The organism is Proteocatella sp. QWL-06 (genome assembly GCF_058684135.1).
The window spans coordinates 424,317-436,713 of sequence record NZ_CM178755.1 but is presented as its reverse complement, the minus strand read 5'-3'; the positions used below and the strand labels follow the sequence as shown (position 1 = coordinate 436,713).

General features: G+C 46.4%; 3 protein-coding genes, 31 tRNA genes, 3 rRNA genes and 1 other annotated feature. Of the genes, 1 reads left to right on the top strand and 36 read right to left on the bottom strand.

The annotated features are described in order from the left end of the window. Window positions 1-52: 52 nt before the first annotated feature. A complete protein-coding gene (gene fdxA, locus AC4PGZ_RS02220) occupies window positions 53-223 on the bottom strand; it encodes a 4Fe-4S ferredoxin (protein WP_492159415.1) in 171 nt (56 codons plus the stop codon). A gap of 284 nt (window positions 224-507) precedes the next feature. On the opposite strand from fdxA, the gene AC4PGZ_RS02215 reads away from it, so the two are divergent. After that, window positions 508-1,764: a Glu/Leu/Phe/Val family dehydrogenase gene (locus tag AC4PGZ_RS02215; RefSeq protein ID WP_492159414.1), complete on the top strand. Its 1,257-nt coding sequence runs from the start codon at window positions 508-510 to the stop codon at window positions 1,762-1,764. Window positions 1,765-1,836: 72 nt separating this feature from the next. Here the strand turns inward: AC4PGZ_RS02215 and proS are convergent, their stop codons facing one another. The 35 genes from proS to AC4PGZ_RS02040 all read right to left on the bottom strand — a co-directional run bounded on the left by proS (window position 1,837) and on the right by AC4PGZ_RS02040 (window position 12,385). Beyond that, on the bottom strand, window positions 1,837-3,282 hold the full coding sequence (gene proS, locus AC4PGZ_RS02210) for a proline--tRNA ligase (protein ID WP_492159413.1): 1,446 nt from the start codon (window positions 3,280-3,282) through the stop codon (window positions 1,837-1,839). A gap of 72 nt (window positions 3,283-3,354) precedes the next feature. Next, window positions 3,355-3,566, bottom strand: a binding site (T-box leader). Between the two features lie 121 nt (window positions 3,567-3,687). Further along, window positions 3,688-3,764: transfer RNA gene (locus tag AC4PGZ_RS02205), tRNA-Arg, on the bottom strand. 56 nt (window positions 3,765-3,820) lie between these two features. Continuing rightward, window positions 3,821-3,904: transfer RNA gene (locus AC4PGZ_RS02200), tRNA-Leu, on the bottom strand. A gap of 9 nt (window positions 3,905-3,913) precedes the next feature. Beyond that, window positions 3,914-3,987 (bottom strand) — tRNA-Cys (locus tag AC4PGZ_RS02195). 23 nt (window positions 3,988-4,010) lie between these two features. Continuing rightward, window positions 4,011-4,087, bottom strand: a tRNA-His gene (locus AC4PGZ_RS02190). Window positions 4,088-4,109: 22 nt separating this feature from the next. Continuing rightward, a tRNA-Pro gene (locus AC4PGZ_RS02185) sits at window positions 4,110-4,186 on the bottom strand. A 36-nt stretch (window positions 4,187-4,222) separates the two neighbouring features. After that, a tRNA-Ile gene (locus AC4PGZ_RS02180) sits at window positions 4,223-4,299 on the bottom strand. Window positions 4,300-4,304: 5 nt separating this feature from the next. After that, window positions 4,305-4,381 (bottom strand) — tRNA-Met (locus AC4PGZ_RS02175). Between the two features lie 39 nt (window positions 4,382-4,420). Beyond that, window positions 4,421-4,496: transfer RNA gene (locus AC4PGZ_RS02170), tRNA-Phe, on the bottom strand. A gap of 5 nt (window positions 4,497-4,501) precedes the next feature. Then, window positions 4,502-4,590 (bottom strand) — tRNA-Ser (locus tag AC4PGZ_RS02165). Between the two features lie 21 nt (window positions 4,591-4,611). Next, window positions 4,612-4,687, bottom strand: a tRNA-Lys gene (locus tag AC4PGZ_RS02160). Between the two features lies 1 nt (window position 4,688). Next, window positions 4,689-4,764 (bottom strand) — tRNA-Gln (locus tag AC4PGZ_RS02155). A 6-nt stretch (window positions 4,765-4,770) separates the two neighbouring features. Further along, window positions 4,771-4,847: transfer RNA gene (locus tag AC4PGZ_RS02150), tRNA-Arg, on the bottom strand. A 30-nt stretch (window positions 4,848-4,877) separates the two neighbouring features. Continuing rightward, a tRNA-Gly gene (locus tag AC4PGZ_RS02145) sits at window positions 4,878-4,952 on the bottom strand. A 4-nt stretch (window positions 4,953-4,956) separates the two neighbouring features. Next, window positions 4,957-5,040: transfer RNA gene (locus tag AC4PGZ_RS02140), tRNA-Leu, on the bottom strand. Window positions 5,041-5,048: 8 nt separating this feature from the next. Continuing rightward, window positions 5,049-5,123: transfer RNA gene (locus AC4PGZ_RS02135), tRNA-Thr, on the bottom strand. Between the two features lie 31 nt (window positions 5,124-5,154). Continuing rightward, a tRNA-Asp gene (locus tag AC4PGZ_RS02130) sits at window positions 5,155-5,231 on the bottom strand. Window positions 5,232-5,240: 9 nt separating this feature from the next. Further along, window positions 5,241-5,316 (bottom strand) — tRNA-Val (locus AC4PGZ_RS02125). Between the two features lie 4 nt (window positions 5,317-5,320). Further along, a tRNA-Glu gene (locus tag AC4PGZ_RS02120) sits at window positions 5,321-5,395 on the bottom strand. 20 nt (window positions 5,396-5,415) lie between these two features. Continuing rightward, window positions 5,416-5,491, bottom strand: a tRNA-Met gene (locus tag AC4PGZ_RS02115). Window positions 5,492-5,524: 33 nt separating this feature from the next. Continuing rightward, window positions 5,525-5,613: transfer RNA gene (locus AC4PGZ_RS02110), tRNA-Leu, on the bottom strand. An 8-nt stretch (window positions 5,614-5,621) separates the two neighbouring features. After that, window positions 5,622-5,696 (bottom strand) — tRNA-Asn (locus tag AC4PGZ_RS02105). Window positions 5,697-5,702: 6 nt separating this feature from the next. Beyond that, window positions 5,703-5,819 (bottom strand): 5S ribosomal RNA (rrf, locus tag AC4PGZ_RS02100). Between the two features lie 73 nt (window positions 5,820-5,892). After that, window positions 5,893-8,796 (bottom strand): 23S ribosomal RNA (locus AC4PGZ_RS02095). 440 nt (window positions 8,797-9,236) lie between these two features. Then, window positions 9,237-9,312: transfer RNA gene (locus AC4PGZ_RS02090), tRNA-Ala, on the bottom strand. A 67-nt stretch (window positions 9,313-9,379) separates the two neighbouring features. Further along, window positions 9,380-11,014 (bottom strand): 16S ribosomal RNA (locus tag AC4PGZ_RS02085). Together the 16S, 23S and 5S rRNA genes with 31 tRNA genes alongside form the textbook arrangement of a ribosomal RNA operon. A gap of 468 nt (window positions 11,015-11,482) precedes the next feature. After that, window positions 11,483-11,559, bottom strand: a tRNA-Arg gene (locus tag AC4PGZ_RS02080). A gap of 56 nt (window positions 11,560-11,615) precedes the next feature. Then, window positions 11,616-11,699 (bottom strand) — tRNA-Leu (locus AC4PGZ_RS02075). A gap of 9 nt (window positions 11,700-11,708) precedes the next feature. After that, window positions 11,709-11,782, bottom strand: a tRNA-Cys gene (locus AC4PGZ_RS02070). Between the two features lie 23 nt (window positions 11,783-11,805). Beyond that, window positions 11,806-11,882: transfer RNA gene (locus tag AC4PGZ_RS02065), tRNA-His, on the bottom strand. A gap of 22 nt (window positions 11,883-11,904) precedes the next feature. After that, window positions 11,905-11,981 (bottom strand) — tRNA-Pro (locus AC4PGZ_RS02060). A gap of 36 nt (window positions 11,982-12,017) precedes the next feature. Continuing rightward, window positions 12,018-12,094, bottom strand: a tRNA-Ile gene (locus AC4PGZ_RS02055). 5 nt (window positions 12,095-12,099) lie between these two features. Continuing rightward, a tRNA-Met gene (locus AC4PGZ_RS02050) sits at window positions 12,100-12,176 on the bottom strand. A gap of 39 nt (window positions 12,177-12,215) precedes the next feature. Then, window positions 12,216-12,291, bottom strand: a tRNA-Phe gene (locus AC4PGZ_RS02045). A gap of 5 nt (window positions 12,292-12,296) precedes the next feature. After that, window positions 12,297-12,385, bottom strand: a tRNA-Ser gene (locus AC4PGZ_RS02040). Window positions 12,386-12,397 lie beyond the last annotated feature (12 nt).

Genomic DNA, 12,397 nt, shown 5'->3' with positions numbered 1-12,397 from the left:
AAAAAAAAGAGATCTTGAAATTTCAAAATCTCTTTCATTTTTATAATAAGTATTATTCTGGCTTTGGTGCGTCTACTGGACATACTCCAGCACATGCTCCACAGTCTATACAAGAATCTGCATTTACAACATAGATTCCATCTCCTGCAGAAATTGCTCCAACTGGACATTCAGCTTCACATGCTCCACAGCTTATACAAGCGTCTCCTATTACATATGCCATACCACTTACCTCCTTGTTTACTATGTTTGATTTACACTCTGATTATAACAAAGTTTGTCCTCGATGTAAATATCATAATATCTATTTTTTTTCGAAATATGCCATATCTTTGTTAAATAAATATTCTTTATTATCTGAATTTTACAGATTGTTAATGTCGGTTAAAATTTGGATTTATAGGGGTTGAATTCTTTTTGCATATAATCTATAATATAGTTGGTAAATGTATTCTAAGTAGATACATATTAAAAAAACTACTAATAATTAAGAGGAGTGTGTTAAAGATGGAAGTAAAAAATGTACAAGAATCGCTTAATCCATTTGAAATTGCACAAAGACAGGTAAAAAATGCTTGTGACAAATTAGGCGCAGAACCAGCAGTTTATGAGATTTTAAAAACTCCACAGAGAGTTGTAGAAGTATCATTCCCAGTTAAGATGGATGATGGTTCAGTTAAAACAATAACAGGTTACAGATCTCAGCACAACAACGCGTGTGGTCCTTACAAGGGCGGAATAAGATTCCATCCAGGAGTTACTCTTGACGAAGTTAAGGCTCTTTCTACATGGATGACATTCAAGTGTTCAGTTACAGGAGTACCTTACGGCGGAGGAAAAGGTGGAATAGCTATCGATCCTAAAGACTTCTCTAAAGCTGAGCTTGAGAGAATCTCAAGAGGATTCGCTGCAGCAATCGCTCCATTCATAGGAGAAAAAGTAGATATACCTGCACCAGACGTTAACACTAACGGACAGATAATGGCTTGGATGGTTGACGAGTACGAGAAAGTAACTGGAGAATATGCTCCAGGCGTATTCACTGGAAAGCCAGTTGAGTTCGGTGGATCACTTGCAAGAACTGAAGCTACTGGATACGGTGTTGCTCTTATGGCAAAAGCTGCTGTTGAGAAGCTTAACATCGACTTCAAGGGAGCAAGAGTTGCTATCCAGGGATTCGGAAACGTTGGAAGCTACACTGCTCTTTACGCTCACAGACTTGGAGCAAAAGTTGTTGCTATATCAGATATATTCTGCACAGTATACAATGAAGACGGAATCGACATCGAAAGAATGTTCAAGGATCCAGTAAAACCAATCAAAAACGACAACTACGGAACAGAAATCACTAAAGAAGAATTCTTCGCTCTTGAGCTTGATGCACTTATCCCATGTGCACTTGAGAATCAGATCACTTCTGCAAACGCTGGAAGCATAAAAGCTAAAGTTGTTTGTGAGGGAGCTAACGGACCAACTACTCCAGAAGCTGATGCTATACTTGCTGAGAACAACGTACTTCTTGTTCCAGACATACTTGCAAATGCTGGTGGAGTTACTGTTTCTTACTTCGAGTGGGTTCAGAACCTTCAGAGATTCAGCTGGACATTCGAAGATGTTCAAAATAAGCAGGAAGGCCTAATGTACAAAGCATTTGATGACATCTGGAAACTTATGGATGAATTCAAGGTTGACATGAGAACTGCTGCTTACATGATGAGTATCAAGAGAATTCAGGTTGCTATGAAACTAAGAGGATGGTACTAATATCCAGCCTTTAAATAACCACAAAAAAGACTGCATATTGCAGTCTTTTTTATTATACATTTTATTTATATTTTAGTATGATTTGCCCATTATAAGCATTCTGTCTGTCTCTTTTCCACAAACTATACACTTGTTGTATCCAAGGTCTACCTTGTCAAATGGCATACATCTTGTGCTTATTCCAGTCTCATCCTTTATCTTCTCTTCACATGCAGGATCATCACAAAGCATTGCATAAGCATAGCCCGTCTTGTCCTCAAATGACTCCTTGAGCTCATCATAGCTGTTTACAGTCCATGTCTTCTCATCTCTGAACTGTGAAGCTCTTTCGAAAAGACTGCTCTGGATGTTCTCTAACAGACCCTTAAGGTCATTTTCAAGATTATCCATTGAAAGCGTAGACTTCTCACAAGTATCTCTTCTAAAGATAGTTACCTGATTCTTCTCTATATCCTTAGGTCCAATCTCGATTCTTACAGGAACACCCTTCATTTCCCACTCATTGAACTTATATCCAGGTGTTTTTGACGTATCATCGTCAAGCTCAACCTTGAATTGCGACTTCAGCCTGTCACTAAGCTCCTGAGCCTTTTCAAGAACGCCTGCCTTGTTAGCTGCAACTGGAACTATAACTACCTGAATTGGAGCTATTCTTGGAGGAACTACAAGTCCCCTGTTATCACTGTGTACCATAACCATTGCACCTATAAGTCTTGTCGTAGTAGCCCATGATGATGTCCATGCATACTTGTGCTTTCCATCTCTGTCAAGGAACTTTATGTCGAACATCTTTGTAAAGTGCTGTCCAAGGTTGTGTGAAGTTCCCGCCTGAAGCGATTTTCCGTCTCTCATCATTGCTTCTATGGTATATGTCCTAAGGGCACCTGCAAATTTCTCCTGCTCCGTCTTTACCCCTAATTTAAGTGGAATTGCCATATGCTCTTCTACAAACTCTCTGTACAGCTCAAGTATCATCAGGCACTCTCTGTCTGTATCCGCCTCATCAGCATGTACAGTATGGCCTTCATGCCAAAGGAACTCAGATGTTCTAAGGAAAGGTCTTGTAGTCTTTTCCCATCTTACAACGCTGTTCCACTGATACATAAGGAATGGAAGGTCTCTGTATGATTTTATCCATTTTGAGAACATCGGACATATTATCGTCTCTGATGTAGGTCTAACAAAAAGTCTTTCAGGGAGTTCATTGTCTCCATTGTGAGTTACCCATAGAACCTCTGGTGCAAAACCTTCAAAGTGATCCACCTCTACCTGAAGCAGATGCTCAGGAATCAGCAGCGGGAAGTAAGCAGGCTTGTGTCCTGTCTCCTTGAATTTTCTGTCTTCCCATTCAACTATATTTTCCCATATAGCATAACCGTATGGCCTTATTATCATAGCCCCTTTAACCGGCGCATAGTCTGCAAGCTCTGCCTTAAGCACTATATCCGTATACCACTGTGCAAAATCTTCATCCATGCTTGTAATCTCTTTTACAAATTCTTGTTTCTTTTCTGCCACTTTTGTTTCCTCCTTATATTAAAAAATATTATTATGCAGTTAAAAATGCAAATAAAAAAGCCTCCGTCCGACAAAAGGGACGAAGGCATATTCTCCGTGGTACCACCCAAATTGATACATGATAAATGTATCCACTTGATGTCTTTAACGCAGACTTACGGTAAGTATCAGTTACTGCTCCAAGGTAGGTTTCAGAAAACATTTTTCTAATGAAAGCTCTCAGCCGACGACTTTCAATCTCTTTTAGATAATAATTTCCCTACTGGCCTCTTCATGGCATTTTTATTGTACATGTTAAGATTATATTATCTGAATCATATATTGTCAAGCTTAATTAAATCAGATTATACAATATTTTGATAAAAGCACCAACCTCGAGGCAAGTCCTTGCGAGATTGATGCGAATGGTGTGCCCAGAGGGATTCGAACCCCCGACCTTTTGGTTCGTAGCCAAACACTCTATCCAGCTGAGCTATGGGCACATATCTTAAATATAGGTTCATACAAAAATTGACCTCTAAAGGTCAATTTTAATTAATGGTGCGGTTGGAGGGACTTGAACCCCCACGCACTGGGCGCCAGATCCTAAGTCTGGTGCGTCTGCCAATTCCGCCACAACCGCATTTTAATATGGAGGCGACATCCAGATTTGAACTGGAGATGAAGGAGTTGCAGTCCTCTGCCTTACCACTTGGCTATGTCGCCATATTACTGATATTCTGATTTAGTGGGGTGAGTAATGGGATTCGAACCCACGGCCTCCAGAGCCACAATCTGGCGCTCTAACCGACTGAGCTATACCCACCATTGATCAATCAAAATGAAAATGGTCGAGGTGGAGAGACTCGAACTCCCGGCCCCATGGTCCCAAACCACGTGCGCTACCAAACTGCGCTACACCTCGATTATCATTTTTTGCTATGTCATCCTTTTGAAAGGATGGTGGGCCTTCAGAGACTCGAACTCCGGACCTACCGGTTATGAGCCGGGCGCTCTAACCAACTGAGCTAAAGGCCCCCACATGGTAGCGGCAACAGGATTCGAACCTGTGACCTTTCGGGTATGAACCGAACGCTCTAGCCAACTGAGCTATGCCGCCATAATAGGATTTGTATATTTTGTTTTTCTGTATTTCAGATGGTGCCCAGAGCCGGAATCGAACCAGCGACACGAGGATTTTCAGTCCTCTGCTCTACCGACTGAGCTATCTGGGCAGTTTTGGCGGAGAGGGTGGGATTCGAACCCACGGCCCATTACTGAGTCACTGATTTTCAAGACCAGCTCCTTAAACCGCTCGGACACCTCTCCGGATGTTACTGAAATATAAAATGGTGACCCATCCGCGACTCGAACGCGGGACACCCTGATTAAAAGTCAGGTGCTCTGCCGACTGAGCTAATGGGTCCTGGCTGGGGATGCAGGACTCGAACCTACGAATGCCAGGATCAAAACCTGGTGCCTTACCGACTTGGCGAATCCCCAACTTAATGGTGTGTCTGGAGGGATTCGAACCCCCGACACCCGGCTTAGAAGGCCGGTGCTCTATCCGACTGAGCTACAAACACATGATATGATATATTATGCTACCGCATTTTTGGAGCGGAAGACGGGATTCGAACCCGCGACCCTCGCCTTGGCAAGGCGATGCTCTACCACTGAGCCACTTCCGCGTAGTGGTGCGGTTGGAGGGACTTGAACCCCCACGCACTGGGCGCCAGATCCTAAGTCTGGTGCGTCTGCCAATTCCGCCACAACCGCATTTAATATGGAGCTGGCAATAGGAATCGAACCTACAACCTGCTGATTACAAGTCAGCTGCTCTACCGTTGAGCCATGCCAGCATATTAAACTCTTTTTTATTCATTTATATAATGGCGATCCGGAAGGGGCTCGAACCCTCGACCTCCAGCGTGACAGGCTGGCATTCTAACCATCTGAACTACCGGACCGCATATATATGGTGGGACCAACAGGGCTCGAACCTGTGACCCCCTGCTTGTAAGGCAGGTGCTCTCCCAGCTGAGCTATGATCCCATATTGGTGACCCCTAGGGGAATCGAACCCCTGTTACCGCCGTGAAAGGGCGGTGTCTTGACCGCTTGACCAAGGGGCCTTACTGGAAAGAAATTTTTTTGGTTGCGGGGGCAGGATTCGAACCTACGACCTTCGGATTATGAGCCCGACGAGCTACCAACTGCTCCACCCCGCGATATTATGAATTATTAAGTTTTTTGTTGAAATATGGTGCCGAAGACCGGGGTCGAACCGGTACGATTATCTCTAATCGCAGGATTTTAAGTCCTGTGCGTCTGCCTGTTCCGCCACTCCGGCATGTTTTTTGGCTCCGAAGGTGGGATTCGAACCCACAACCTATCGATTAACAGTCGAGTGCTCCGCCTTTGAGCTACTTCGGAACAAAAAATTGGCTACGTCCTACTTTCCCAGGAGGCTGCCCTCCAAGTATTATCAGCGATGCAGGGCTTAACTTCTGTGTTCGGAATGGGAACAGGTGTATCTCCTACTCTATTGCAACCATATTAATTTGGATGGATGTACCATCAAAACTGCATGCCAATCTAAGCTTCGCTTCTTTTTTCTTCCAGGTAAATTTTGGTCAAGTCCTCGATCTATTAGTACTCATAAGCTACATACATTACTGCACTTACACCTTGAGCCTATCAACCACGTAGTCTTCATGGGATCTTACTCCTTACGGATGGGAAATCTTATCTTAAGGGTGGCTTCGTGCTTAGATGCCTTCAGCACTTATCCATTCCGCACATAGCTATCCAGCTGTGCCACTGGCGTGACAACTGGTGCACCAGAGGTGCGTCCAACCCGGTCCTCTCGTACTAAGGTCAGCTCCTCTCAAATTTCCTACGCCTGCGACGGATAGGGACCGAACTGTCTCACGACGTTCTGAACCCAGCTCGCGTACCACTTTAATGGGCGAACAGCCCAACCCTTGGGACCTACTACAGCCCCAGGATGTGATGAGCCGACATCGAGGTGCCAAACCTCCCCGTCGATGTGGACTCTTGGGGGAGATCAGCCTGTTATCCCCAGGGTAGCTTTTATCCGTTGAGCGATGGCCCTTCCACTCGGTACCACCGGATCACTAAGCCCGACTTTCGTCCCTGCTCGACCTGTATGTCTTGCAGTCAAGCTCCCTTTTGCCTTTACACTCTTCGCACGATTTCCGACCGTGCTGAGGGAACCTTTGGGCGCCTCCGTTACTCTTTAGGAGGCGACCGCCCCAGTCAAACTGCCCGCCAAGCAGTGTCCCAGACGAGGATTCACTCGTCGTGGTTAGAACTCAAACAATACAAGGGTGGTATCCCAACGGCGGCTCCAACGAGACTGACGTCCCATCTTCTTAGCCTCCCACCTATCCTGTACATGTATTGCCTAAATTCAATGCTAAGCTACAGTAAAGCTCCATGGGGTCTTTCCGTCCTGTCGCAGGTACCCGGCATCTTCACCGGGACTACAATTTCACCGAGTCTGTTGTTGAGACAGTGCCCAAATCGTTACGCCTTTCGTGCGGGTCGGAACTTACCCGACAAGGAATTTCGCTACCTTAGGACCGTTATAGTTACGGCCGCCGTTTACTGGGGCTTAAGTTCACTGCTTCGATTGCTCTGACAGATCCCCTTAACCTTCCAGCACCGGGCAGGCGTCAGCCCCTATACTTCACCTTGCGGTTTTGCAGAGACCTATGTTTTTGGTAAACAGTCGCTTGGGCCTATTCTCTGCGGCCTGATTTCTCAGGCACCCCTTCTCCCGAAGTTACGGGGTAATTTTGCCGAGTTCCTTAACAACAGTTCTCTCGCTGGCCTTAGGATTCTCTCCTCACCCACCTGTGTCGGTTTGCGGTACGGGCACCTTGATCTAACTAGAGGCTTTTCCTGACAGCGTGAAATCGCAGACTTCGTTACTTAATTTCACTCCCCGTCACGCCTTGGCATTGTACCTGTGGATTTGCCTGCAGGTACTGCCTTGACGCTTGGACGCGCATAACCAACAGCGCGCTTCTGCTATCCTTCTGTGTCACCCCATTGCTCAAACGATCTTTGGTGGTACGGGAATCTACACCCGTTGTCCATCACCTACGCCTTTCGGCCTCGGCTTAGGCCCCGACTAACCCTGAGAGGACGAACCTTCCTCAGGAAACCTTGGGTTTTCGGCCTGGGGGATTCTCACCCCCATCTCGCTACTCATGCCAACATTCTCACTCGTATACTGTCCACTGCTCCTTACGGTACAGCTTCAGCCTGTATACGACGCTCTCCTACCACTCTCCTTACGGAGAATCCGTAGCTTCGGTAATATGTTTGAGCCCCGGTAATTTTCGGCGCGGGACCACTCGACCAGTGAGCTATTACGCACTCTTTAAATGAGTGGCTGCTTCTAAGCCAACATCCTGGTTGTCTGTGCAATCCCACATCCTTTTCCACTTAACATATATTTTGGGACCTTAGCTGACGGTCTGGGCTGTTACCCTCTTGACCATGGACCTTATCACCCATAGTCTGACTGCCGAGTATGATGTACGGGCATTCGGAGTTTGATAGTCTTCGGTAACCCAAAGGGCCCCTAGGACATTCAGTGCTCTACCTCCCGCAATCTTAACCTCGACGCTAGCCCTAAAGCTATTTCGGAGAGAACCAGCTATCTCCAGGCTCGATTGGAATTTCACCGCTATCCACAGTTCATCCCCGCACTTTTCAACGTGCGTGGGTTCGGTCCTCCATTTCCGATTAAGGAAACTTCAACCTGACCATGGATAGGTCGCCTGGTTTCGGGTCTGCAGCATTGAACTTTCGCCCTGTTAAGACTCGCTTTCGCTACGGCTTCGGACCAGAAGTCCTTAACCTTGCTCAATACCGCAACTCGTTGGCCCGTTCTACAAAAAGTACGCAGTCACACATTAACGTGCTCCTACAGCTTGTAAGCATAAGGTTTCAGGTTCTATTTCACTCCCCTCCCGGGGTTCTTTTCACCTTTCCCTCACGGTACTATTCTCTATCGGTCGCCAGGTAGTATTTAGCCTTAGGGGGTGGTCCCCCTATCTTCCCACAAGGTTTCACGTGTCTCGTGGTACTCTGGATACACCTGGAAGTCTTCTCATTTCGTTTACGGGGCTGTTACCCTCTGCGGCGGCTCTTTCCAAAGCTCTTCTACTATGATACCTCTATTCCATGATGGTGTCCAAAACCCCTGACCGGAAAACCGATCAGGTTTAGGCTGTTCCCCTTTCGCTCGCCGCTACTTAGGGAATCGAGTTTTCTTTCTTTTCCTCCGGGTACTTAGATGTTTCAGTTCTCCGGGTTCCCCTCACTGCACTATGTATTCATGCAGAGATATACAGGCATTACCCTGTATGAGTTTCCTCATTCGGAAATCTTCGGATCGAAGGTTGCTTGCACCTCCCCGAAGCTTATCGCAGCTTACCACGTCCTTCATCGGCTCCTGGCGCCAAGGCATCCACCTTACGCTCTTAATAACTTGACCTATATAAATCAATATTTACTGCGACATTCTTTGTTGAGCTCCGCTCTCATTCAGTTACGTACGATAGTACGCGCCTTCACTCGTTTGTTCACTCGCCTCGACTGTCTTGTAAATCTTGGTTTCTCTTTATGGGACTCTCACCCGCTCTCGGCTTTCGCCGTCTTTAAATCTATTGATGATTTTGCAATCAACTTAAGAATTGTTGTTAAAAATAATAGATATTTTTAACTGTTTTGTTTTTTTCTCGATGAAATTACAGTTTGTGTTACCTTTGACGGATTTCAGACCTACATAACTTTATCAACTTTTAGGGTGATTAGTATATTTGTATTTCTTTCTTCGTCTTTGCGTATCATCTGTAATTTATATTCTGGAATTAAAAGATGTGTTTCTTTTAATTGGTATGCAGTTTTCAAGGTACAATATATTCAATGTTTTAATGGTGGAGACTAAGGGGATCGAACCCTTGACCCCCTGCGTGCAAGGCAGGTGCTCTCCCAGCTGAGCTAAGCCCCCACTGGTCATTGAATATTATTTGAGAGATGAACCCTCAAGACTAAACAGCAGAATAGTTTCTCCCTAGAAAGGAGGTGATCCAGCCGCACCTTCCGATACGGCTACCTTGTTACGACTTCACCCCAGTCATTGGTTTTGCCTTAGGCAACTTCCCCCTTACGGTTGGATAGTTGACTTTGGGCCCCCCCAACTCCCGTGGTGTGACGGGCGGTGTGTACAAGACCCGGGAACGCATTCACCGCAGCATTCTGATCTGCGATTACTAGTAACTCCAGCTTCATGCAGGCGAGTTTCAGCCTGCAATCCGAACTTAGACTGTCTTTATGGGATTAGCTCCACCTCGCGGCTTGGCAACCCTTTGTAACAGCCATTGTAGCACGTGTGTAGCCCTAAGCATAAGGGGCATGATGATTTGACGTCATCCCCACCTTCCTCCGAGTTATCCTCGGCAGTCTCTCTAGAGTGCCCAGCCAAGCTGCTGGCAACTAAAGACAAGGGTTGCGCTCGTTGCGGGACTTAACCCAACATCTCACGACACGAGCTGACGACAACCATGCACCACCTGTCACCTCTGCTCCGAAGAGGGGCCCCGATTAAGGGGCTTTCAGAGGGATGTCAAGCTTAGGTAAGGTTCTTCGCGTTGCTTCGAATTAAACCACATGCTCCGCTACTTGTGCGGGTCCCCGTCAATTCCTTTGAGTTTCACTCTTGCGAGCGTACTTCCCAGGCGGAGTACTTAATGTGTTAACTGCGGCACCGACCCTTAGGGCCGACACCTAGTACTCATCGTTTACGGCGTGGACTACCAGGGTATCTAATCCTGTTTGCTCCCCACGCTTTCGTGCCTCAGTGTCAGTATCAGTCCAGAAAGCCGCCTTCGCCACTGGTGTTCCTCCTAATATCTACGCATTTCACCGCTACACTAGGAATTCCGCTTTCCTCTCCTGAACTCAAGCCCGACAGTTTCAAGGGCTTACAACGGTTGAGCCGTTGCCTTTGACCCCTGACTTGTCAGGCCACCTACGCACCCTTTACGCCCAGTAATTCCGGATAACGCTTGCCCCCTACGTATTACCGCGGCTGCTGGCACGTAGTTAGCCGGGGCTTCCTCCTAAGGTACCGTCATTATCTTCCCTTAGGACAGAGTTTTACGACCCGAAGGCCTTCATCACTCACGCGGCGTTGCTGCATCAGGCTTGCGCCCATTGTGCAATATTCCCCACTGCTGCCTCCCGTAGGAGTCTGGACCGTGTCTCAGTTCCAGTGTGGCCGATCACCCTCTCAGGTCGGCTACTGATCGTCGCCTTGGTAGGCTTTTACCCCACCAACAAGCTAATCAGACGCAGGCTCATCCTTGTCCGCATGACTTTGATACAGTCCCGATGCCAGGTCTGTATTTCATCCGGTATTAGCACACCTTTCGATGTGTTATCCCGGTGACAAGGGCAGATTACCCACGCGTTACGCACCCGTCCGCCGCTAACTTATTATTCAACACTCAAGGCTCTATCCCCGTCAGGGGCTGTGTAAGCACTTTTGGCGAATGCGAATTTCTTCTACCCTTGAAAACCAAGGTTGAAATTCACAATTACGCTGGCTTTTTATATAAAGCTCTCAGTGTTGAATAATAAGTCCGCTCGACTTGCATGTGTTAAGCACGCCGCCAGCGTTCATCCTGAGCCAGGATCAAACTCTTAAATTTAATGGTTTGACTGGCCGGATTAAACATCCGACATATCTATTTTGTTATCTCAATAAATTGAAATTACGGTTTGTTTCTTTTTTTGATGATCACCCGAAGGCTCTCATCTAAATGGTTTGTATATTCTGCTGTTTAGTTTTCAAGGTTCATATTTCTGTGTTGTCGCGTTCAAGTTTATCTCCCGGCGACTTTTATTAGTATACTCTTGTTTTTAAATTTTGTCAACACGTTTTTTTGTTTTTTTGTATTTTTTTCCAGTGCTGATAATTTTGTAAAAACTGTTTTTATGAAGCTTTATTATAATACCACCATATGCAATCTTTGTCAATACTATTTTCCCTATTTTTAATATGTCATTGTATAAATAATTAATGACTTTAATAATGAAGTCTCCAGCATATGGAAGCTCCGCTTCATCATATAAAAAAGCACCAACCTCGAGGCAAGTCCTTGCGAGATTGATGCGAATGGTGTGCCCAGAGGGATTCGAACCCCCGACCTTTTGGTTCGTAGCCAAACACTCTATCCAGCTGAGCTATGGGCACATATCTTAAATATAGGTTCATACAAAAATTGACCTCTAAAGGTCAATTTTAATTAATGGTGCGGTTGGAGGGACTTGAACCCCCACGCACTGGGCGCCAGATCCTAAGTCTGGTGCGTCTGCCAATTCCGCCACAACCGCATTTTAATATGGAGGCGACATCCAGATTTGAACTGGAGATGAAGGAGTTGCAGTCCTCTGCCTTACCACTTGGCTATGTCGCCATATTACTGATATTCTGATTTAGTGGGGTGAGTAATGGGATTCGAACCCACGGCCTCCAGAGCCACAATCTGGCGCTCTAACCGACTGAGCTATACCCACCATTGATCAATCAAAATGAAAATGGTCGAGGTGGAGAGACTCGAACTCCCGGCCCCATGGTCCCAAACCACGTGCGCTACCAAACTGCGCTACACCTCGATTATCATTTTTTGCTATGTCATCCTTTTGAAAGGATGGTGGGCCTTCAGAGACTCGAACTCCGGACCTACCGGTTATGAGCCGGGCGCTCTAACCAACTGAGCTAAAGGCCCCCACATGGTAGCGGCAACAGGATTCGAACCTGTGACCTTTCGGGTATGAACCGAACGCTCTAGCCAACTGAGCTATGCCGCCATAATAGGATTTGTATATTTTGTTTTTCTGTATTTCAGATGGTGCCCAGAGCCGGAATCGAACCAGCGACACGAGGATTTTCAGTCCTCTGCTCTACCGACTGAGCTATCTGGGCAGTTTTGGCGGAGAGGGTGGGATTCGAACCCACGGCCCATTACTGAGTCACTGATTTTCAAGACCAGCTCCTTAAACCGCTCGGACACCTCTCCGGATGTTACTGA